The organism is Terrabacter sp. 2TAF16, from assembly GCF_052115065.1.
Taxonomy (GTDB): Bacteria; Actinomycetota; Actinomycetes; order Actinomycetales; family Dermatophilaceae; genus Terrabacter.
In genome coordinates this window covers 161,013-182,392 of sequence record NZ_JBFRFZ010000004.1, presented here as the reverse complement: position 1 = coordinate 182,392, position 21,380 = coordinate 161,013, and the positions used below count along the sequence as shown (strand labels likewise).

16 protein-coding genes and 2 tRNA genes are annotated in these 21,380 nt (G+C 70.9%); 14 read left to right on the top strand and 4 right to left on the bottom strand.

Annotation, left to right across the window (positions count from 1 at the left end; all coding sequences use genetic code 11):
* The first annotated feature begins 393 nt into the window (after window positions 1–393).
* The gene (dnaA, locus tag AB4Z14_RS06375) at window positions 394–2,037 is read left to right on the top strand and encodes a chromosomal replication initiator protein DnaA (RefSeq protein WP_442274478.1); all 1,644 of its coding nucleotides are present in this window, start codon (window positions 394–396) and stop codon (window positions 2,035–2,037) included.
* Between the two features lie 58 nt (window positions 2,038–2,095).
* Here dnaA and AB4Z14_RS06370 read toward each other — a convergent pair whose 3' ends face one another.
* Window positions 2,096–3,091, bottom strand: a complete 996-nt coding sequence (locus AB4Z14_RS06370; protein WP_442274477.1) for an NAD-dependent epimerase/dehydratase family protein — start codon at window positions 3,089–3,091, stop codon at window positions 2,096–2,098.
* Between the two features lie 118 nt (window positions 3,092–3,209).
* Between AB4Z14_RS06370 and AB4Z14_RS06365 the strand changes: the two genes are divergently transcribed.
* The 5 genes from AB4Z14_RS06365 to AB4Z14_RS06345 all read left to right on the top strand — a co-directional run bounded on the left by AB4Z14_RS06365 (window position 3,210) and on the right by AB4Z14_RS06345 (window position 8,944).
* Window positions 3,210–3,986, top strand: a complete 777-nt coding sequence (locus tag AB4Z14_RS06365) for a TetR/AcrR family transcriptional regulator (protein WP_442274476.1) — start codon at window positions 3,210–3,212, stop codon at window positions 3,984–3,986.
* 658 nt (window positions 3,987–4,644) lie between these two features.
* Window positions 4,645–5,772, top strand: coding sequence for a DNA polymerase III subunit beta (gene dnaN / locus AB4Z14_RS06360; RefSeq protein ID WP_442274475.1), 1,128 nt, complete (start codon window positions 4,645–4,647; stop codon window positions 5,770–5,772).
* Window positions 5,773–5,909: 137 nt separating this feature from the next.
* Complete coding sequence (gene gnd / locus AB4Z14_RS06355; protein WP_442274474.1) at window positions 5,910–7,046, top strand: phosphogluconate dehydrogenase (NAD(+)-dependent, decarboxylating); 1,137 nt, start codon at window positions 5,910–5,912, stop codon at window positions 7,044–7,046.
* A gap of 19 nt (window positions 7,047–7,065) precedes the next feature.
* On the top strand, window positions 7,066–8,364 hold the full coding sequence (recF, locus tag AB4Z14_RS06350; protein WP_442274473.1) for a DNA replication/repair protein RecF: 1,299 nt from the start codon (window positions 7,066–7,068) through the stop codon (window positions 8,362–8,364).
* A complete protein-coding gene (locus AB4Z14_RS06345; protein ID WP_442274472.1) occupies window positions 8,357–8,944 on the top strand; it encodes a DUF721 domain-containing protein in 588 nt (195 codons plus the stop codon). The genes recF and AB4Z14_RS06345 overlap by 8 nt, the downstream gene beginning before the upstream one ends.
* A gap of 13 nt (window positions 8,945–8,957) precedes the next feature.
* Here AB4Z14_RS06345 and AB4Z14_RS06340 read toward each other — a convergent pair whose 3' ends face one another.
* Window positions 8,958–9,488, bottom strand: a complete 531-nt coding sequence (locus AB4Z14_RS06340; protein ID WP_442274471.1) for a hypothetical protein — start codon at window positions 9,486–9,488, stop codon at window positions 8,958–8,960.
* Window positions 9,489–9,548: 60 nt separating this feature from the next.
* On the opposite strand from AB4Z14_RS06340, the gene AB4Z14_RS06335 reads away from it, so the two are divergent.
* Window positions 9,549–11,027, top strand: coding sequence for a protealysin inhibitor emfourin (locus AB4Z14_RS06335; protein WP_442274470.1), 1,479 nt, complete (start codon window positions 9,549–9,551; stop codon window positions 11,025–11,027).
* A gap of 8 nt (window positions 11,028–11,035) precedes the next feature.
* Here the strand turns inward: AB4Z14_RS06335 and AB4Z14_RS06330 are convergent, their stop codons facing one another.
* Both AB4Z14_RS06330 and AB4Z14_RS06325 read right to left on the bottom strand, forming a co-directional pair.
* Window positions 11,036–12,364, bottom strand: coding sequence for a hypothetical protein (locus AB4Z14_RS06330; protein WP_442274469.1), 1,329 nt, complete (start codon window positions 12,362–12,364; stop codon window positions 11,036–11,038).
* Entirely contained in the window at window positions 12,361–12,867 is a 507-nt protein-coding gene (locus AB4Z14_RS06325; RefSeq protein WP_442274468.1) for a SigE family RNA polymerase sigma factor, read from the bottom strand. The genes AB4Z14_RS06330 and AB4Z14_RS06325 overlap by 4 nt, the downstream gene beginning before the upstream one ends.
* Before the next feature lie 272 nt (window positions 12,868–13,139).
* Here AB4Z14_RS06325 and AB4Z14_RS06320 point away from each other — a divergent pair, with 272 nt between their 5' ends.
* The 7 genes from AB4Z14_RS06320 (at window position 13,140) to AB4Z14_RS06290 (ending at window position 21,360) form a co-directional block, all read left to right on the top strand.
* On the top strand, window positions 13,140–14,561 hold the full coding sequence (locus tag AB4Z14_RS06320) for a M4 family metallopeptidase (protein ID WP_442274467.1): 1,422 nt from the start codon (window positions 13,140–13,142) through the stop codon (window positions 14,559–14,561).
* Between the two features lie 404 nt (window positions 14,562–14,965).
* On the top strand, window positions 14,966–17,194 hold the full coding sequence (gene gyrB / locus AB4Z14_RS06315; protein WP_442274466.1) for a DNA topoisomerase (ATP-hydrolyzing) subunit B: 2,229 nt from the start codon (window positions 14,966–14,968) through the stop codon (window positions 17,192–17,194).
* Between the two features lie 134 nt (window positions 17,195–17,328).
* A complete protein-coding gene (gene gyrA / locus AB4Z14_RS06310; protein ID WP_442274465.1) occupies window positions 17,329–20,121 on the top strand; it encodes a DNA gyrase subunit A in 2,793 nt (930 codons plus the stop codon).
* Window positions 20,118–20,783, top strand: coding sequence for a DUF3566 domain-containing protein (locus AB4Z14_RS06305; protein ID WP_442274464.1), 666 nt, complete (start codon window positions 20,118–20,120; stop codon window positions 20,781–20,783). Before gyrA ends, AB4Z14_RS06305 begins: the two co-directional genes overlap by 4 nt.
* Before the next feature lie 198 nt (window positions 20,784–20,981).
* Window positions 20,982–21,058: transfer RNA gene (locus AB4Z14_RS06300), tRNA-Ile, on the top strand.
* Window positions 21,059–21,087: 29 nt separating this feature from the next.
* The gene (locus AB4Z14_RS06295; protein ID WP_056780483.1) at window positions 21,088–21,267 is read left to right on the top strand and encodes a DLW-39 family protein; all 180 of its coding nucleotides are present in this window, start codon (window positions 21,088–21,090) and stop codon (window positions 21,265–21,267) included.
* 17 nt (window positions 21,268–21,284) lie between these two features.
* Window positions 21,285–21,360: transfer RNA gene (locus AB4Z14_RS06290), tRNA-Ala, on the top strand.
* Window positions 21,361–21,380: the final 20 nt, after the last annotated feature.

The window sequence follows — 21,380 nt, the reverse complement described above, 5'->3', positions numbered from 1 at the left end:
GGCATGCGAAAGAGGTCGCAGACACGCTCGGTCAACGATACGGGAGCCGTCGAGAGAGGGTCAAACCGACGGAGCCGCCCCGAGCGAGCAGACCAAAACTCACGATCTTCGAAGGTCCCACGGCGATTGCAAGCCGACACGCCGTCCGGCCGGAGATCTGTGGACGACTCGATTGTCACCGGCGAGCCCGCGGCTGTAGGTTTTCGACTCTCACGATCCTCGCCACCCCATGCACAGGCTGTGGACAAACGTGTGGACAACAGGGCATCGTTCACCAGGACACGGACGGACCCCGCAGGTCCGACCCCGGCGCACTCGAGCCCTTGCTCGAGACGAACCGAGCCGGGATCGCAACAGGCGCAACGGAATTGACTCAGGGGCAGGTGGGATCAGGTGGCCGATACAGGCGTCGATTACGCGCAGATCTGGCAGCAGACGCTCGGCACTCTCGACTCGGTGGGCCTGTCGAACCAGGAGCGCGCCTTCGTCCGGCTGTGCCGCCTCGTCGGCGTGCTCGACCAGACGGCGCTCGTGCGCGCACCCAACACGTTCACCAAGGACTTCCTCGAGCAGCGGGTGCGTGAGCAGATCCACGAGGCCCTCGCGAGCCAGCTCGGTCACCCGGTCCAGCTCGCGGTCTCGGTCGACGAGAGCCTCGAGACCGACCTCGGGATGATCAGCGACGAGCCGAGTGGGCAGGTCCACGACGGCTCGCGCAGCGGTCAGGGCGCCGGCCAGATCGGGGGCGCGGGCTCCGGCTCCCCGTCCGGCAACGGCTCCGGGGCCATCGGCGGCCACCAGAACGGCGGCTACGGCCAGGCCGCTCACAACCCGCTGCGCGACCTCGCCGAGAGCGCACCAGCACTCAACGGCGCCGACCTCGACGAGCCGCGGCAGCCGACCTACGAGGCGCAGACGCGGATGGAGCTCGGCCCCGACCCGCTCAGCGGTGGCGAGAGCGGGCCGCTGCGCCTCCAGCAGCGCCCCGAGCCCAGCTCGCCGGGCGACACCCGGCTCAACCCGAAGTACACCTTCGACACCTTCGTCATCGGCGCGAGCAACCGCTTCGCCCACGCGGCCGCGGTCGCGGTGGCCGAGGCCCCGGCCAAGGCGTACAACCCGCTCTTCGTCTACGGCGAGTCCGGGCTGGGCAAGACCCACCTGCTCCACGCGATCGGGCACTACGCCCGCACGATGTTCCCCAACGTGCGCGTGCGCTACGTGAACTCCGAGGAGTTCACCAACGACTTCATCAACAGCATCCGTGACGACAAGGCGAGCGCGTTCCAGAACCGCTACCGCAGCGTCGACGTGCTCCTCATCGACGACATCCAGTTCCTCCAGGGCAAGCTGCAGACGCAGGAGGAGTTCTTCCACACCTTCAACACGCTGCACAACGCGAACAAGCAGATCGTCATCACGAGTGACCTGCCGCCGCGCGAGCTGTCCGGCTTCGAGGACCGGATGCGCACCCGCTTCGAGTCGGGCCTGCTCACCGACGTCCAGCCGCCCGACCTCGAGACCCGCATCGCGATCCTGCGGAAGAAGGCGATCCAGGACCGGATGACGGTCCCCGACCCGGTCCTCGAGTACATCGCGACGAACTTCAGCACCAACATCCGCGAGCTCGAGGGCGCCCTCATCCGCGTCACGGCGTTCAGCAACCTCAACCGCCAGGCGGTCGACCTGCCCCTCGCGGTCATCGTGCTCAAGGACGTGCTGCCCAACGAGACGCCGAACCAGGTGACCGCGGCGACGATCATGGCGGTGACGGCGGCCTACTACGCGGTGACGCTCGAGGACCTCTGCGGCTCGAGCCGCTCGCGCCAGCTCGTGACGGCCCGGCAGATCGCGATGTACCTCTGCCGCGAGATGACCGACCTCAGCCTGCCGAAGATCGGCCAGCACTTCGGCGGCCGCGACCACACGACGGTGATGCACGCCGACCGCAAGATCCGCGAGCTCATGGGTGAGCGCCGCGCGATCTACAACCAGGTCACCGAGCTGACCAACCGGATCCGCCAGCAGTCGCACTGACACCCGAGCACGTCCGCTGACGCGGCCCGATGACGTATGCCGTCGGGCCGCGTCGGCGTCAGGCCGCGGCCCCCGCGTGGGCCGGCTTCGCAGCCTTGGCCGCGCGCCGGGCGGCCACGGTCGTCGTCAGCGCCTCGTCCCACGGGGTCGGGGCGAGCCCGAACGTGCGCTGGGTGAGCTCGGAGTCGAGGACGAAGGGCCGCTCGAACTGGTGGCGGGTCTCGCGCAGCTCTCGCATGAAGGGGACGACCGCACCGGCTGCGGTGCCGAGCGGCCGGGGCAGCACGCGTACCCTCCGCTGCTTGACGCCGGCGACACGCGCGACGTCACCGGCGGCCTCGTCGAACGTGCGGGCGGGCGCGGTCGGCACGTGCCAGGCTCGACCCCAGCCGTCGTCGCCGGCGGCGACCCGCGCTGCGAGCCGGCCGACGTCGGGGACGTAGGTCCACGAGTGCGGCGCGTCGGCGCGGCCGGCGGGCACGAAGGGCGGTCGGCCGGCGAGCAGCGCGTCGATGACCACGTCGCCCAGGTAGCTGGTCCGCGGCGTCGTGCCCGGTCCGAAGTAGTCGCTCGAGCGCAGCTCGGTGACGCGCAGCCGGCCGGCCTCGTGGCGGGCCAGCGCCTCGGTCCACATGTCGGCACGGATGCGGCCCTTGTGACCGGACGGCCGCAGCGGGTCGTCCTCGTGCATGGGCGCCTCGACCTCGCCGTAGCCGTAGAGGTTGCCGATGATGACGAGGCCGGCTCCGGACTCCTCGGCGGCGGTGAGGGTGGCGGCGGCGATCGGTGGCCAGTCGGTGTCCCAGGTCATGTAGCTGGGCGGGTTGACGGCGTTGACGATGCTCGCGGCACCGCTCGCCAGCGCGGTCAGCGCGGACGCGTCGCTCGCGTCGACGGCGACGACCTCGACCGCGTCCGGGTGGGTGTCCTGCCAGGGGCGTTCGACGACCCGCCCCGAACGGGACGCGAGGGTCACGGTGTGGCCGAGGGTGACGAGTGCGGCGGTCGTCGAGCGGCCGACGCCGCCGGCGCCGAGGACGAGGTGGTGGGTCATGGTCTGCTCCTTCGAGATTGGGGCGTGAGCACCGCTCACATTTCGATGGTGACATCAGTCGGCGACGAAAGCAAGAGCACTGCTCACATTTTTGCGCGAGATGTGGCAGGCTCGGTCCATGGACCCGTTCGACATCACACCCGCGGACGCATCCGCCCCTGCACCCGCCGCCGACACGCCTGCCGCCCCGCTGGGCAAGCGCGCCCGGAACCGGCTCGCCGTCGAGGCCGACATCCTCCGCGTGGCGCGTCAGCACCTGGCCACGGACGGGGCGGCCGCGCTCAGCCTGCGCGCCGTCGCCCGCGACCTCGGCATGGTCTCCTCCGGGATCTACCGCTACGTCGAGAGTCGCGACGAGCTCCTCACCCGCCTCATCGTCGACTCGTACTGGTCGCTCGCCGCAGCCGTCCGCAGCGCCCACGACACCGTCCCCCACGACGACCTCGAGGCACGATGGGATGCCATCGGCCGCGCCCTGCGAGCGTGGGCGGTCGACCGGCCGCACGACTTCGCGCTCATCTACGGCTCTCCGGTCCCGGACTACGAGGCCCCGTCCGAGCGCACCGAGGAGCCGGGCACGGCCGTCCTCGTCCTTCTCGTCGCCCTGCTCGACGACGTCCGGGCAGCGGGCCGGCTCGCCGACCCCCAGCGGCTCGGACTCGTGCCGGCGCGCGCCGAGGCCGGTGTCGGCGCACTGCTCGAGGCACCGATGTTCGCCGCGACACGGCTGGACGCCGTCGACCTGACCCAGGGACTGGCCGCCTGGACCTTGCTGCTCGGCGCCGTGACGAGCGAGGTCTTCGCCCAGCTCGGGCCGGTTCCGGACGGCGAGGCACTCTTCGAGTGTCTTCTCGCGGCCTCGCGACGGTGCGCCATCGCTCCGGCCGGTGACTAGTCGGCCCCGTCCGGGATGCCTGCACGCGCCCGCGCACACGGCATACGTCCACATCCGTCCACAGGTTTGTCCACACCTGTGTGCACAGCGTGACCTCTCCGTGACCCGAGGCAGCAGACGCGACGAGACCGCGGGGCGCGAGAGTTGTCCACCGCCTGTGGACAACTCTGTGGAAGCCGTGGCCCGGATCGTGCACAGGTGACTAGTCCTCAATCATTTCAAATCGGACATATCCAGACCGCTCTTCCACACGCCTCTGTGGAAACGTGTGGACGACGGTCGGAAAGCTGCGGACAACCCCCGGGCTTCCTGTGAGGACGATGTGCACGGCCGACATCCGTCCACAGGGCGGGCCTGTCGCGTCCGGCGCGACCCCACACGCCGTGCACACCCCCATCGGTGGGCTGACCTGCACCGACGCCGGTTGTCCACAGCATCCACAGCACCTATGACTATGACGAGATCCCAGTCATAGAGGGGAGCCCCGACAACGAGGGTCCGACCGGACGCCCAGGGCCGGCTCGCGAGGGTCCACGGACCCGATGGGCGATCGGGTGATTTTGCCGCCTCGGCGATTCGGGGAGTGTCTGTGGTGCCAGTCACCGGCAGGCACTAGTGTCTGAGCCCCAATGTCCTTCCCCGTCGAAGTGAGTGCACCGTGAAGTTTCGGGTTGAGCGAGACGTCCTGGCCGAGGCCGTGACCTGGGTGGCCCGTGGGCTCCCGGCGCGCCCGCCGGTTCCTGTGCTCGCTGGCGTGCTCGTCGACGCGAACGAGGACGGCACGCTGACGCTGTCCGCCTTCGACTACGAGGTGTCCGCGCGCATCACCGTGCCGGCAGACGTCGCCGAGGCCGGCCAGGTGCTCGTGCTGGGTCGCCTGCTCGCCGACATCTCGCGCAACCTGCCCAACAAGCCGATCGACGTCAGCACCGACGGCAGCAAGGTCAACGTCGCCTGCGGCTCGTCCCGCTTCGCGCTCCGCGAGATGCCGGTCGCCGACTACCCGACGCTGCCGCTCTCGCCCGAGACGAGCGGCACCATCGCCGGCGACGTCTTCACCCAGGCGGTGGCCCAGGTCTCGATCGCCGCCGACAAGGGCGACACCCTGCCGATCCTCACCGGCGTGCGGATGGAGATCGACGGCGACAAGGTGACCCTCCTCGCGACCGACCGCTACCGCCTCGCGATGCGCGAGCTGACGTGGAGCCCGTCGGCCACCGATGCGAGCCACGTCGCGCTCATCCCGGCTCGCCAGCTCTCCGACACGGCACGCGCCCTCGGTGCGTCCGGTTCCGTCGAGCTCGCGCTCGGCCAGGGCGGCGACGGCCTCATCGGCTTCGAGGCCGGCCAGCGCCGTGCGACGACGCGCCTGCTCGACGGCGAGTACCCCAAGGTCACCTCGATCTTCCCGACGTCGGTCGACACCGAGGCGGTCGTCGAGACAACGGCGCTCGAGGAGGCGGTCAAGCGTGTCGCCCTCGTCGCCGAGCGCAACACCCCGGTGCTGCTGAAGTTCACCGATGGCCAGGTCGCCATCGAGGCCGGCACCGGCGACGATGCCCAGGCCTCCGAGGCCGTCGAGGCCACGCTCAACGGACCCGAGATCCAGATCGCGTTCAACCCGCAGTTCCTCCTCGACGGCCTGCACGCCGTCGGCACAGCCTGGAGCCGTCTCTCGTTCACCCAGCCGAGCCGCCCGGCCGTGCTGACCGGCCAGGCCGAGGCCGACTCCGAGCCCGACACCAGCTACCGCTACGTCCTCATGCCGGTCCGCTTCGCCAGCTGACAACCACTCCCGCACCGCGCTCACGGCGCACTCGAGCGCCCGGTGCCGTACGCCGCCGGGCAGGCGTAGCCTCGAACCGCGCCACCCGCTCCGCCCCGCACGCTTCCCGCAGACTTCCCCGCAGAAAGGCTCGCGACATGCAGCTCGGTCTCATCGGTCTCGGCAAGATGGGCGGCAACATGCGCGAGCGCTTGCGTCGCGCGGGCCACGAGGTCATCGGCTTCGACCGCAACCCCGACGTCGCCGACGTGCGCACGCTGCCGGCGCTCGTCAAGGCCCTCGAGGCCCCGCGCGTCGTGTGGGTCATGGTGCCGGCCGGCGACCCGACCCGTGAGACCGTCGCCAAGCTCGCCGAGCTGCTCGAGCCGGGCGACCTCGTCATCGACGGTGGTAACTCGCGCTTCACCGACGACTTCGAGAACGCCAAGCTGCTCGGAGAGAAGAAGATCGGCTACGTCGACTGCGGCGTCAGCGGTGGCATCTGGGGCCTCGAGAACGGCTACGGCCTCATGTGCGGCGGCGACAAGAAGTGGGTCACCCGGGCCATGCCGATCTTCGACGCGCTGCGGCCGGAGGGCCCGCGCGAGGAGGGCTTCGTCCACGCGGGCAAGGTCGGTGCCGGGCACTACACGAAGATGGTCCACAACGGCATCGAGTACGGCCTCATGGCTGCCTATGCCGAGGGCTACGAGCTGCTCGAGAAGAAGGACATCGTCACCGACGTCCCCGGTGCCTTCAAGGCGTGGAGCCGCGGCACCGTCGTGCGGTCCTGGCTGCTCGACCTCATGGTCGACGCGCTCGAGGAGAACCCCCACCTCGACGACGTGTCCGACTACACCAACGACTCCGGCGAGGGGCGCTGGACCGTCGAGGAGGCCATCGCCCTCTCCGTGCCGATGCCGGTCATCTCGGCCTCGCTCTTCGCGCGCTTCGCCTCGCGCCAGTCGAGCTCGCCGACGATGCAGGCCGTCGCGGCGCTGCGCGGCCAGTTCGGCGGGCACCAGGTCATGACGATCGCCGAGGGCGAGAAGCTGCGCCAGGGCGACGTGCCGGCGGCCCCGGCCAAGAAGGCCGCGGCGAAGAAGGGCGCCTCGCGTCGCTCCGCGACGAAGCAGGCGAGCAAGCGCGCGTCCGCGACGGCCTCGCAGGCCAACGTCGGCGCCGCGAAGAAGGCCGCCTCCTCGGGTCGGGCGTCGGCGACGACGGCCACCGACATGGCCGACTCCGCGCGCGGCCAGAAGCGCGCGGCGAAGAAGACCGCCAAGAAGGCCTGAGCAGAGCGCCGCACCCTCCTTGCACGTCCGTCACCTGACCCTCAAGGACTTCCGCAGCTACCCGAGCGCCGAGCTCGCGCTGACGCCGGGCGTCACCACGCTCGTGGGTCTCAACGGCCAGGGCAAGACGAACCTCGTCGAGGCGGTCGGCTACCTCGCCACGCTCGGGTCGCACCGCGTGGCGACGGACCAGCCGCTCGTCCGGTTCGGCGCGGCCCAGGCGATCGTGCGTGGGGCCATCATCCGCGACGACCGCGAGACGATGGTCGAGCTCGAGATCACGCCGGGTCGCGCCAACCGCGCCCGCCTCGGGCGCTCCCCCGTCTCGCGGCCGCGCGACGTGCTCGGCACGGTGCGCACGGTGCTCTTCGCGCCCGAGGACCTCGCCCTCGTCAAGGGCGACCCGTCGGAGCGGCGGCGCTTCCTCGACGAGCTGCTCGTGCAGCGACAGCCCCGGTGGTCGGGGGTCCGGTCCGACTACGACAAGATCCTCAAGCAGCGCAACGCCCTGCTCAAGTCCGCGGCGCCGGTGCTCCGCAAGGGTGCCCGTCGCCCGCCGCGTCCGCCCCGCGACGGCGACCAGCCGGTCGACGAGGCCCGCGAGGCGGCCCTGCACACCCTCGACGTGTGGAACGACCACCTCGCCTCGGTCGGGGCTCAGCTGCTCTACGCACGGCTGCGGCTGCTGCGCGACCTCGTGCCCGACCTCTCCGAGTGCTACGACGCGGTGAGCGCGGCCGCCTCGAATGCACGCGCCACCTACAAGAGCTCCCTCCACGAGGACCTCGCCAAGCGGCTCGCCGCCGGTGAGGTCCCCGAGATCGAGGAGCTGCGCACCGGGATGCTCGACACCCTCGAGCAGGTGCGCTCCAGCGAGATCGAGCGCGGCATCTCCCTCGTCGGGCCCCACCGTGACGACCTCGTCCTCTCCCTCGGCGAGCTGCCCGCCAAGGGCTACGCCAGCCACGGCGAGTCGTGGAGCTTCGCCCTGGGACTCAAGCTCGCGGCATACCGGCTCCTGCGGCGCGACCTCGGCGACGACCCGGTGCTCGTGCTCGACGACGTCTTCGCCGAGCTCGACTCCGGCAGGCGCGAGCGGCTCGCGGCGCTCGTTTCCGACTGCGAGCAGGTGCTCATCACCGCCGCCGTCGGGGCCGACGTGCCCGACGTGCTCCGCGAGAACGGCACGACGTATGCCGTCGTGCTCGGTCAGGTCCAGGCAGCGGGCTCCGTGGGTGCGTCCGTCAGCGAGCCACCTCAGGCCCTCGCGGAGGACACCGCCGGCGAGGAGGCGGGTGGGGAGGGCGACGATGAGTGACGACGCCCCCGGGGCCGAGCCCACCGACACGGCGGCCGGTGCTGCCGAGGAGACCCCCGAACCGAACGACGAGGACACCCGGATCGCCGACGCCGCGGCCTCGGCGCTGGCGCGGGCGCGGGCGGGAGCGGCCGAGAAGGGACTGCGCCCCGGCATGCGGCCGAAGAAGCGACGCCGTCCGATCGGTGACGCGCCGGTGCTGTCCGGCTCGGCCCGCGACGGTCGCGACCCGGCCCTGCTCGGTGACCAGCTCGACCGGTTGCTGCTCGACCGCGGCTGGAAGGTCGACGTCGCGGTCGGCTCGGTCATGGGCCGCTGGCCCGAGATCGTAGGGCCCGACATCGCCGGCCACGTCGAACCGCTCACCTTCGTCGACGGGATCCTCACGGTGCGCGCCGACTCGACGGCCTGGGCCACGCAGATGCGCCTGCTCGCCTCGTCGCTGCTCGCCCGGATCGACGAGGAGATCGGAGCCGGCGCGGTCCGCGAGCTCAAGGTCGTCGGCCCGAGCGCGCCGTCGTGGAACCGCGGCGCCCGTCGCTCCCCCGACTCGCGAGGACCGCGCGACACCTACGGCTGATCGGCGGCGCCGCTCAGACCCCGCTCAGGCCGATGACGACGACGGTGGCGACGAGCAGCACGGTGCCGGCGATGACGAGCCAGGCCAGGACCCGTGGCACGCGCCGCAATCGCGCCGGCGCGGAGGCGTCGATGTCTTCGGCGTCTTCGGCGTCCTCGGCGTCCTCGGCGTCGGTCTCGACGGCCGCACGCTCGACGGCGGGCAGGCTCTCGGTTGTGGTCGGCGCCGGCGGTGCGTCCGGCTCGACCACCGGCCCTCTTCCGGCGGTCGGCGCGACCGGCCCGACGGCCCCGTGCAGCGCCGAGCCCAAGGCGTCGGCGATGGAGGACAGCACCTCGGCGACGACGGGAGGCAGGGGCGCACCATCGGGTCCGGCGACGGTGGTGCGCCGCGTGACCGAGCCATGGGCACGCGACAGGTCGACGGAGTCGAGGCGTCCGTCCGGTCCCGGGTCGACACCGGCCGCGAGCAGCTGGGCCCGCACCTCCTCGGGCAGCGCGTCCCACGAGTCGTACTCGCGCCCGCCGACGTTGATCGTGATCACGCTGCGAACTGTAGGACCGCTCGGAGGGCGGGTGTCGGTGTTCCGACGCAGACTGTCGTCATGACCTCGACGCAGCCACCGCCGCAGACCCGGACGCCGCACTGCACGATCGTGCCGCCCTACATGCTCGAGGCCCTGGCGGCCAGCGACGAGCCGGCCGTGGCCGCCCACGCCCGCGAGGCGCTCCGGCACGACGAGGAGCTGCGCTCCTCGCGGCACACGCCGACAGCCCGCCCGACGACGCGACGGGCCCCGCGCCGTGAGGACGTCACGTCGCCGACGGCCCACGGCACGGGACCGCACCGCACGATCGCCGACGCCCAGGGCAGCCAGACGACCCCGGGCACGACGGTGCGCACCGAGGGCGCGGCCGCGAGCGGCGACGTCGCGGTCAACGAGGCCTACGACGGACTCGGCGCGACCTGGGAGCTGTGGTCGACGGCCTACGACCGCGACTCGCTCGACGGCAAGGGGATGCCGTTGCTCGCCACGGTCCACTACGGCCGCAACTACGACAACGCCTTCTGGGACGGCTCGCAGATGGTGTTCGGCGACGGCGACGGGGTCGTCTTTGAGCGGTTCACCCAGAGCCTCGACGTCATCGGGCACGAGCTCGCCCACGGCGTCACCGAGCACACGGCCGGCCTGCTCTACCAGGGCCAGTCTGGCGCGCTCAACGAGTCGATCTCCGACGTGTTCGGCGTCCTCGTCAAGCAGAAGGCCCTCGGCCAGAGCGCCGCGCAGGCCGACTGGCTCGTCGGCGCCGACCTGCTCAACCCCTCGGTCCAGGGTCGCGCCCTGCGCGACATGCGCAACCCCGGCACGGCCTACGACGACCCACGGCTCGGCAAGGACCCGCAGCCCGCGCACATGGACGACTACGTCGAGACCCAGGACGACAACGGCGGCGTCCACATCAACTCGGGCATCCCCAACCGCGCCTTCGTGCTCGCGGCCGACGCGATCGGCGGCAATGCCTGGGAGGGCCCGGGCGCGATCTGGTATGCCGTCGTGTCGGGTGACGGCATCAAGGCCGACTGCGACTTCGCGACGTTCGCCGGCCTCACCGTGGCCGCCGCGGGCAGCGCCCACGGTGACGGGTCCGCCGAGCAGGCGGCCGTGCGCTCGGCGTGGGAGCAGGTCGGCGTGCTCACCGCGGCTGCCGGCGGTCCGGGCAGGCAGGCAGGCGGCGCCGTCGGCTCGACCCCGACGCCTGGTCCGGCCGGGGGCGGGCCGTCCGGACAGGTCCCGGGCGCCGACGCCCAGGTGCTCCTCCGTCGCTCTGGTGGCTTCGCCGGCCAGGTCCGCGAACGCCGCCTGGCCCTGGGCGACCTGTCCGAGCGGGACGCGAAGGACTGGCAGCACCTGCTGGCCGCACCGACTCTCCAGCGCATCGCCGCCTCGACCGAGCGCACCCACCCCGACGCGTACATCTACTCCGTCGTGTGCGACGAGGTCGGCTGCGACGTGACGCTCCAGGAGCCCCACCTGCCCGAGGCGATCCACTCCCTCTTCGAGCGCACGCTCGCCGACGACTGAGCACGCGCTCAGTTGTCGGCGAGGAAGTACGGGTCCTCCCCCTCGGGGATGTCCGTGTCCCGCGCCCGACCCGGTGCGACGACGATGCACTCGCCGTCGAGGGTGCAGCGCTGCAGGCTGCGGTCCCCGGTCGTCGCACCGACCTGCACGGTGACGGTGCCGTCGCCCCCCATGCGATAGCTGACGGGTGAGGCGCCACCACCAGGTGCGCTGCTGCTGCCGTCCTCCATCACGACAGCGCCGTCGCTGGTGCGCACGACAACCAGTCCGCCATAACGGAACGTCCGGTCGGGGCCCAGCTGCGAGTCGTCGAGCCCGTCGATGTAGCCGGTCGCGAGCAGGTAGGCGCCGTCCGTCGAGAACGCCCGAAAGACGAGCGGTCCGCAGAGCCGCCAGATCGTCCGACCTGAGGTGAGGTCCGTCAGCTCGTTGCAGACCTGCTTCGAACCCGGCCTCGGTGCCACGCCGACGAGGGCCGTCCCGCGGGCGGCATCGACGAGTGTGGGGGATCCGGCGACCGCTCGGCGTGTTCCCGTGGCGACGTCCCACGCGACCGAGCTGCCGGTGAAGCCTCGGCTGGCATAGACGACGGGCCCGACGATCCCGACGGCGTCGTACCCGGGCGACTCCGCGTCGGAGACCCCGTCGGGCGTGCAGTCGCACGTGGTGGCGTCGAGGCGACCGATGCGGGCCCCCACGGCGTCGTACGCCGTGAGCGAGCCTCGCGACTCGATGACGAAGACGCTGCCGTCGGCGTTGACCGTGCTGGACTCGCCGTCGAGCCGCACCGTGTTGGCTCCGGTCGAGTCCACGACGTAGTAGACACCGGTCTCCCCCTGGGCCACGAGCCACCCGCCACCGGCCAGCCGCGCGAGCGAGCCGCCGGTCAGCTTGCCGGTCAGCGCGACCTGCCTCGTCCCGTCGTAAATGACGCCGTCCGCGACGTAGGGGACGGTCGTGGTCCCGGTCGGCCCGCCCGTGGCGAAGCGGACCATGACCGGCGCGGGGGCACCGTCGGCCGTGAGGGTCGGGATCGACGTGGGAGTGGGGGCGCTGCTGGCGCTCCCGGTCGGCGCGGACGGTCGCCCCGTGGGAGCCGTCGTCGATGCCGACGGTCCGACGGGGAGCGGCTGGTCACCGGTCGGTCGCACGGCTGACCACCCCACCGGCAGGGCGACGGCCAGGACGAGGCCCGCGACGAGCGCGGTCCCGCCGAGCTCGCGGCGTCGGTTGGAACGGTCGCGAGCGATCGCGCGCTCCGCGAGGTCGGCCACGACGCGTACGCCCTCGCCGCGCTCGTCGAGCACCTGCTTGAGACCGGGGTCGATGGGGTTCATGCCGTGGCCTCGCTCATCCGGGAGCGCAGCGCGGAGATCGCGCGGCTCGTGTGGCTCTTGACGGTGCCGATGGAGCAGCCGAGCACCTCGGCGGTCTGGGCCTCGGTGAGGTCCTCGTAGTAGCGCAGCACGACGGCGGCGCGCTGCTGGCGCGGCAGGCTCTGCACGTGGTGCCAGAGGTCGATCGACGTCGCCGAGTCGAGCCCGGGAGCACCTGGCGGGTCGAGCACCTCCAGCACGTGGCTGCTCGGTGACTCGTGGCGGCGCAGCAGTCCGCGCCAGCGGGAGTTGTTCTCGTTGACCATGACCCGGCGCACGTAGGCGTCCGGCAGCTCGGCGACCCGCACGCGGTCCCAGTGGCGGTAGACCTTGGCGAGCGCGTTCTGCAGCAGGTCCTCGGCGGCGTCCCGGTCCCCGCTCAGCAGGTAGGCGAGTCGGGCGAGCGACTGCTCGCGCGCCCTGACGTAGGCCGTGAAGTCGGCCCTCCGCTCTGCATCGTCCATGACCCGCGTCCCCTGTTGTCGGCTCGTCCCGGCACGTGCCGGCACCCATCCAGACCGTCATCCACACGGAAAGGTTGTCCGCGCAGTGTCCCGACTCGAGCCTGCGCGCGGTGGCGCCTGACGTCACGATCAGGCACGGTGTGCCCGGGTCGTCCCGACGCCGGTGCCCACCCTGCCGAAACGAGGGGAAGTCTTTACGAATCCTTTCCGGACGCGGACCTCCCGCGCGTGGTTGCCTGTGTCGTTGGCCTCCACTCCTCGAAAGGTTCGACATGCGTCGTACGCCGCTCATCGCCACCGCCTCGGTCGTCGCCGCGGTCGGTGCCCTCCTCTCGACGGCGGCCGCCGGCTCTGTCGCCGCCCCGGCCCCCGCCACGGCCGGGGCCTCCGTGCCCGCGGACCTCACGCTCGTCCAGGTGCGCCAGAGCCTGCTCGGCTCGCACCGCTGGTACGCCCAGACCTACCGTGGCGTGCCGGTGCTCGGCGGCTGGTACGCCGTCCACGCGACGGGCGCCGCCGCCTCGGTCGACGACGGTCGTCGTGCCGTCACCGGCCTCACCTCGGTCTCACCGGGTGTCGCGCGCGCCTCCGCCGCCACCGCCGCCAAGGGCCACGGCAACGCCCGCGCCAGCCGGCTCGTCGTCGTCCCCGGAGCCGCCGGGGGCGCGGCCACGCTGGCCTGGCAGGTCACGACCGACCAGGACAAGCAGGTGCTCGTCGACGCCCGCAGCGGCCGGGTCACGAAGGTCACCGACGAGCGGGTCCTCGCAAGTGGCTCGGGCAAGGTCTTCGACCCCAACCCCGTCGTCGCCCTGCAGAACGAGTCGCTCAAGGACGCGAACAACGCCGACAGCGCCGTCCCCGCGTCGGCCTACAAGACGGTGACCCTCGCCAACCTCGACGGCTCGGGCGACCTCAAGGGCAGCTGGGCCAACGTCACGAACAGCAAGAAGGGCAAGAACGCCGCCGCCTTCTCGTCGACGCTCACCTTCCCCTACACCCGCAGCGACACACGGTTCGAGCAGGTCAACAGCTACTACGCCGTCGACCGGGTCCAGGCCTACATCCAGTCGCTCGGCTTCGCCGACGTCAACCACGAGTCCCAGGACCTCAGCGTCAACACGACGACCCAGGACAACTCCTGGTACACCCCGAGCCAGGACACCATCACCATCGGCACGGGCGGCGTCGACGACGGCGAGGACCAGGAGGTCGTGTGGCACGAGTACGGCCACGCGGTCCAGGACGACCAGGTGCCCGGCTTCGGCAGCGGCTCGGACGCGGGCGCCATCGGTGAGGGCTTCGGTGACTACCTCGCGGCCACGATGTCGCAGGGCAACTCGGCCGACACGGCCACGACGCCGTGGGTCTGCGTCATGGACTGGGACTCGACGTCCTACACCTCGACGACGCCGCACTGCATCCGCCGCCTCGACACGACCAAGACCGTCGCCAACCGCACCGGCGAGGTGCACGACGACGGCGAGATCTGGAGCCACGCGCTCTGGGACGTCAACAAGGCCTTCGGCCGGGACAAGGCGACGCGCATCATCCTCGAGGCCCAATTCTCCTACGCCCCGTCGACGACGTGGGCCGCGGCAGCGCAGAAGACCGTCGACGCCGCGACCGCGCTCTACGGTGCGACCGACGCCGCCACCGTGCGCGCGGCCTTCCACGCCCGCGGCATCCTCTGACGCGGGGATCCACCCCACCGAGGTCATATGTCGGGAGGCCGGTTCCGCTGGGACCCGGCCTCCCGGCATACCCGGCTAGGTGCCCGGTAGGTGCCTGCCTCGCGGCGCGGCGAGGCCCGGACGGCCTGTGGACGACGGCCCTCGGGCCGGCCCGGACGCAGGAGAATGGGTGCGGACGGGAGCCTCGTGGTGGCGCGGGGCGATGCGGCGGGTGAGGGTGCCTGAGGGGCGCTGGAGCCCCGGGGCGTGATCCTCCCCTCGGATCCACGGGTTCTCGGGCCGGAAAGTGCCCGTTTCGCGCGTCTGAGGGCACGGTTCACGGCCCCGGACCGTTAGACTGATGAGGTTGCGGCTCGACGTCCACGTCGAGCCGCCCGCATGAGGTCTGACCACCGAGGAGAGCCGTGTCCGACGCCGACGAGCCGATCACCACCAGCACCACCCCCAGTTCCACCGGATCCGACTCCGTGGCAGCACCCGACACAGCGACTCCCGACCCCGGCGCACCCGTGGTCCCTGCAACACCGGCGGCCCCTGCGGTCCCGGCCGACGTCCGGCCCAACGGCGTCGACTACGACGCGAGCGCGATCACCGTCCTCGAGGGTCTCGAGGCCGTGCGCAAGCGCCCAGGCATGTACATCGGCTCGACCGGTCCCCGCGGCCTGCACCACCTCGTCTACGAGATCGTCGACAACGCCGTGGACGAGTCGCTCGCCGGCTACGCCGACACCATCGACGTCACGCTCCTCGCCGATGGTGGCGTCCGGGTCAAGGACAACGGCCGCGGCATCCCCACCGACATCCACCCCGTCGAGAAGATCAGCGCCGTCGAGCTCGTCCTGACCCAGCTGCACGCCGGCGGCAAGTTCGGTGGCGGTGGCTACAAGGTCTCCGGTGGCCTGCACGGCGTCGGCAGCTCCGTCGTCAACGCCCTGTCGACCCGCCTCAAGGCCGCGGTCCGCCAGAAGGGCCATGTCTTCCGGATGAGCTTCACCGACGGCGTGCCCGACGGGCCCCTCGAGAAGCAGGAGGCCACCGACGAGACCGGCACGACGATCACCTTCTGGGCCAACGCCGACATCTTCGAGACCGTCGACTACGACTTCGAGACCATCCGGGCCCGGATGCAGCAGATGGCCTTCCTCAACAAGGGCCTGACGATCAACCTCGTCGACGAGCGCATCGAGCAGCCCGCGGGCGAGCGCGACGTCGACCTCGACGACCTCGACGAGGACCTCGAGGTCGTCGAGGAGTCGACCGAGGACGACGAGCCCCAGGCCGCCGCGGCCGACGCCGGCTCCGGCTCCGGCGAGAAGAAGACGCTCACGGCCAAGCGGGTCAGCTACCGCTACGACAACGGCCTCGTCGACTACGTCAACCACATCAACGGCAGCAAGCGCAGTGAACCGGTGCACCCCGAGGTCATCTCGATCGAGGTCGAGGACGAGGCCCGCTCGCTGAGCCTCGAGCTCGCGATGCAGTGGACCAACGCCTACAGCGAGTCGGTCCACACCTACGCCAACGCGATCAACACCCACGAGGGCGGCACCCACGAGGAGGGCTTCCGCGCGGCGATGACCAAGCTCGTCAACGACTTCGCGCGCCGCCAGAACCTCCTCAAGGAGAAGGACGAGAACCTCACCGGCGACGACGTCCGAGAGGGACTCACGGCCGTCATCTCGGTCAAGCTCGCCGAGCCGCAGTTCGAGGGCCAGACCAAGACCAAGCTCGGCAACTCCGAGGTCAAGGGCTTCGTCCAGCGCGCCATGACCGACGAGTTCGGCCACTGGCTCGAGGCGCACCCCACCGAGGGCAAGGACATCGTCCGCAAGTCGGTGCAGGCCGCGGCCGCACGCATGGCGGCCCGCAAGGCCCGCGAGGCGACCCGCCGCAAGGGCCTGCTCGAGTCGGGCGGCCTGCCGGGCAAGCTCAAGGACTGCCAGAGCAAGGACCCGAGCATCTCCGAGGTCTTCATCGTCGAGGGCGACAGCGCCGGCGGCTCGGCCACCCAGGCCCGTGACCCGCACACCCAGGCGATCCTCCCGATCCGCGGCAAGATCCTCAACGTCGAGAAGGCGCGCATCGACAAGATCCTCGCCAACAACGAGGTCCAGGCGCTCATCTCCGCCTTCGGCACCGGCATCGGCGAGGACTTCGACATCGACAAGGCGCGCTACCACAAGATCGTGCTGATGGCCGATGCCGACGTCGACGGCATGCACATCCGCACGCTGCTGCTGACGCTCCTCTTCCGCTTCATGCGCCCGCTCATCGAGGCCGGCTACGTCTATCTCGCGCAGCCGCCGCTCTTCCGCCTGCGGTGGAGCAACGCCGAGCACCAGTTCGCCTACAGCGACCGCGAGCGGGACGGTCTGCGCCTGCTCGGCGAGGGCAAGGGTTGGCGCCTGCCGAAGGACAACCCGATCCAGCGCTACAAGGGCCTCGGTGAGATGAACTACCAGGAGCTCGGCGAGACGACGATGGACCAGAGCACCCGCACCCTGCTCCAGGTGACGCTCGACGACGCCGCCAAGGCCGACGAGGTCTTCGCCGTCCTCATGGGTGAGGACGTCGAGTCCCGTCGCTCCTTCATCCAGAAGAACGCCCGCGACGTGAAGTTCCTCGACATCTAGCCGACCGAGGGCGTACGCCGTCAGGCCCGGCCCGCCGGGACGGGACGTTCCACGTGAAACGGGCGACACGGCATACGCCACCACCGGCGCCCCACGAACTGTACGAATGTGACTGAGAGACAAAGGGATCTGACGTGAGCGACGACCTGCCTCCCAACGACGGAGACGACGTCAACGAGACGCCCGGCAACGAGACACCTGGCGACGAGACGCCCGACCAGAGCATCGAGGACATCCTCGGGCCCGACCCGGGCGCCACCGAGGCGGACGACGAGGACGAGGGCGACCCGAACGCCAGCGCGGTCGTCGTGCCGGCCGACATCGGTCAGCACGATCGGGTCGAGCCGATCGACCTCAACACCGAGATGCAGCGCAGCTACATCGAGTACGCCATGTCGGTCATCGTCAGCCGCGCCCTGCCCGACGTGCGCGACGGCCTCAAGCCCGTGCACCGCCGCATCGTCTACGCGATGTACGACGGCGGCTACCGTCCCGACCGCGGCTACAACAAGTGCGCGCGCGTCGTCGGCGACGTCATGGGTCACTACCACCCGCACGGCGACTCGGCGATCTACGACGCCCTCGTGCGCCTCGTGCAGGACTGGTCGCTGCGCTACCCGCTCGTCGACGGCCAGGGCAACTTCGGCTCCCGCGGCAACGACGGCGCCGCCGCCCCGCGATACACCGAGTGCCGGATGGCCTCGATCGCGATGGAGATGGTCCGCGACATCGAGCAGGACACCGTCGACTTCGTCCCGAACTACGACGGCAAGACGATGCAGCCGGCCGTGCTGCCGAGCCGCTTCCCCAACCTGCTCGTCAACGGCTCCGCCGGCATCGCCGTCGGCATGGCCACCCAGATCCCCGCGCACAACCTGCGCGAGGTCGCGGCCGGCGCGCAGTACTACCTCGACCACCCTGACATCTCGCGCGAGGACCTCCTCGAGGCGCTGCTCGGGATCATCAAGGGCCCGGACTTCCCGACCGGCGCCCTGATCATGGGGCACAAGGGCATCGAGGACGCCTACCGCACGGGCCGCGGCTCGATCATCATGCGGGCCGTCGTCGAGGTCGAGGAGATCCAGAACCGCCAGTGCCTCGTCGTCACCGAGCTGCCCTACCAGGTCAACCCGGACATGCTCGCGCTCAAGATCGCCGACCTCGTCAAGGACGGCAAGATCTCGGGCATCGCCGACATCCGTGACGAGACCTCCGGCCGCACCGGCCAGCGCCTCGTCATCGTGCTCAAGCGCGACGCCGTCGCCAAGGTCGTGCTCAACAATCTTTACAAGCACACCCAGCTGCAGACGACGTTCGGCGCCAACATGCTCGCCCTCGTCGACGAGGTGCCGCGGACCCTGCCGCTCGACGGCTTCATCCGCCACTGGGTCGACCACCAGGTCGAGGTCATCGTCCGGCGCACGACCTTCCGCCTACGCAAGGCCGAGGCCGACATCCACATCCTGCGCGGCCTGCTCAAGGCGCTCGACCGGCTCGACGAGGTCATCGCCCTCATCCGCGGGTCGCGCACCGTCGAGATCGCCCGCGACGGCCTCATCGAGCTGCTCGAGATCGACGAGATCCAGGCCAACGCGATCCTCAACATGCAGCTGCGCCGCCTCGCGGCCCTCGAGCGCGAGAAGCTCATCGAGGCCCACGACGAGCTGCAGGCCCTCATCGACGAGTACACCGCGATCCTCGCCTCGCCGGTACGCCAGCGCGAGATCATCAGCGAGGAGCTCGCCGGGATCGTCGAGCGCTACGGCGACGAGCGGCGCACGACGATCGTGCCCTTCGACGGCGACATGTCGATGGAGGACCTCATCCCCGAGGAGGACGTCGTCGTCACGATCACCCGCGGCGGCTACGCCAAGCGCACGCGCGTCGACCAGTACCGCTCGCAGAAGCGTGGCGGCAAGGGCGTCCGTGGTGCATCGCTGCGTGGCGAGGACGTCGTCGAGCACTTCTTCACGACGACGACCCACCACTGGCTGCTCTTCTTCACCAACCTCGGCCGGGTCTACCGCGCCAAGGCCTACGAGCTGCCCGAGGGCTCGCGCGACAGCAAGGGCCAGCACGTGGCCAACCTGCTCGCGTTCCAGCCCGGTGAGCAGATCGCCCAGGTGCTCGCGGTCCGTGACTACGCGAAGGCCGACTACCTCGTCCTCGCCACCCGCGCGGGCCTCGTCAAGAAGACGCGTCTGGCCGACTACGACTCCAACCGCTCCGGCGGCCTCATCGCGGTCAACCTCCGCGAGGGTGACGAGCTCGTCGGCGCCGGCCTGGCGTCCAACCGCGACGACCTGCTCCTCGTCTCGCGCAAGGGCCAGTCGGTGCGCTTCACCGCGACCGACGAGGCGCTGCGCCCGATGGGCCGCTCGACCTCCGGTGTCACGGGCATGAAGTTCCGCGACGGCGACGACCTGCTCGCCATGTCGGTCGTCGAGGAGGGCGAGAGCCCCGACGTGTTCGTCGTCTTCGAGAACGGTCTCGCCAAGCGCACCCCGGTCTCGGAGTACCGCCTCCAGGGCCGCGGCGGCCTCGGCATCAAGGTCGCCAAGCTCTCCGAGAAGGGCGGCGACCTCGTCGGCGCCCTCACGGTCATCGACACCGACGAGGTCATGGTCGTCATGGAGAAGGGCAAGATCGTGCGCTCGCGCGTCGACGAGGTGCGCCACACCGGCCGCTCGTCGCAGGGCGTCAAGTTCGCGACGCCCGACAAGGGCGACTCGATCGTGGCCGTGGCCCGCAACGCCGAGTCCGCCATCGTCGTGGGCGAGGTCGAGGACGGCGAGGGAGCTGAGAGCGACGCGACGTCCGCTCCGGGAGCGCCCGCTACGGTTCCCGGCGCCGATGGCGTACCGTCGGACCAGACGTCGGGTGACGAGGCGAGCTCGTCGGACACCGACAACGGAGGTGACGAATGAGCGCGACCAGCCCTGAGGGCTCCCTGAGCAGCCCGGGCACGTCGACCCGGACGGGCAGTGGCTCCGGCTTCACCGACGACCAGGGCCAGAACGGCTCCTACTACGCCTCGACCGGTTCGAGCGGGTCGTCCGGCAGCACGTCGGGTGCCTCGAGCGCCGACCCGGCCACCGCACTCTCGCGCGGCGCGGTCACCAACCGCACGGCCCCGACGCAGCGGGTCGGCTCCGGCCAGTCCGGCGCAGCCTCGTCGACCGCCGCCGGTGCGCGCACCACGACCGCGCACCGCAAGCCCAAGGGCCCGCGGCGCGTCCGCCTCGCCGTCGCGCGCGTCGACCCGTGGTCGGTCATGAAGATGAGCTTCCTGCTCTCCGTCGCGCTCGGCATCGCCGGCGTCATCCTCACGGCCGTCCTGTGGATGATCCTGTCGACGATGAACGTCTTCTCCGACGTCGAGGGCGTGCTCCAGTCGCTCCAGACGACGACGTCCGACCCGTTCTCGATCAAGGACTACGTCGGCTTCGGCCGCGTCGTGTCCCTCTCGATCGTCATCGGTGTCATCGACGTCATCCTCATGACGGCGATCGCGACCGTCATGGCCTTCCTCTACAACATCTGCGCCGCCCTCGTCGGTGGCGTGCAGCTGACGCTCACCGACGACTGAGCCGGTCCGAGCCGGTCTGAGCCGGCCCCCGTCGGCTCTCGGCCGGCGTCGTGGACGCGGCCACACGGCATACGCAAGCGGCCCCCACCCTCACGGGCGGGGGCCGTTTTGTATGAGGCGAGGTGCATCGGGTAACGTTTCCCCTCGCGTCCGGTCGTCATCTCTGATGGTGTGGATCGTCCGCGCGAAGGTGACGATGGGCCTATAGCTCAGACGGTTAGAGCGCTTCCCTGATAAGGAAGAGGTCGGAGGTTCAAGTCCTCCTAGGCCCACCATCACCGCCACCACGGAGAGGATCCCTCGCATGCTGAAGCGTCTCGCCCTCGTCGGTGCAGCCGTCGCCGGCGTCGTCTTCCTTCGCAAGAAGGCGAAGCAGCAGCAGGCCGAGCAGGACCTGTGGACCCAGGCCACCGACGACGTGCAGGCGCCCGTCGCACCGGCGACCGCTCCGACGGCGACGGACGAGGCCGACACCTCGGCCTGAGGCCGCTCTCCCCACTCGGGGCCATGGCGCAATTGGTAGCGCACCTGCTTTGCAAGCAGGGGGTTAGGGGTTCGAGTCCCCTTGGCTCCACCAGCAACGACCTCGTCCATCGG

Coding starts and splice junctions, on each gene's coding strand:
- AB4Z14_RS06320 (WP_442274467.1), top strand. CDS start 13,140: ATGCGTCGTACGCCGCTCATCGCCACCGCCTCGGTCGTCGCCGCGGTC.
- AB4Z14_RS06365 (WP_442274476.1), top strand. CDS start 3,210: ATGGACCCGTTCGACATCACACCCGCGGACGCATCCGCCCCTGCACCC.
- AB4Z14_RS06325 (WP_442274468.1), bottom strand. CDS start 12,867: ATGGACGATGCAGAGCGGAGGGCCGACTTCACGGCCTACGTCAGGGCG.
- AB4Z14_RS06295 (WP_056780483.1), top strand. CDS start 21,088: ATGCTGAAGCGTCTCGCCCTCGTCGGTGCAGCCGTCGCCGGCGTCGTC.
- AB4Z14_RS06330 (WP_442274469.1), bottom strand. CDS start 12,364: ATGAACCCCATCGACCCCGGTCTCAAGCAGGTGCTCGACGAGCGCGGC.
- gnd (WP_442274474.1), top strand. CDS start 5,910: ATGCAGCTCGGTCTCATCGGTCTCGGCAAGATGGGCGGCAACATGCGC.
- AB4Z14_RS06335 (WP_442274470.1), top strand. CDS start 9,549: ATGACCTCGACGCAGCCACCGCCGCAGACCCGGACGCCGCACTGCACG.
- AB4Z14_RS06345 (WP_442274472.1), top strand. CDS start 8,357: ATGAGTGACGACGCCCCCGGGGCCGAGCCCACCGACACGGCGGCCGGT.
- AB4Z14_RS06305 (WP_442274464.1), top strand. CDS start 20,118: ATGAGCGCGACCAGCCCTGAGGGCTCCCTGAGCAGCCCGGGCACGTCG.
- AB4Z14_RS06370 (WP_442274477.1), bottom strand. CDS start 3,091: ATGACCCACCACCTCGTCCTCGGCGCCGGCGGCGTCGGCCGCTCGACG.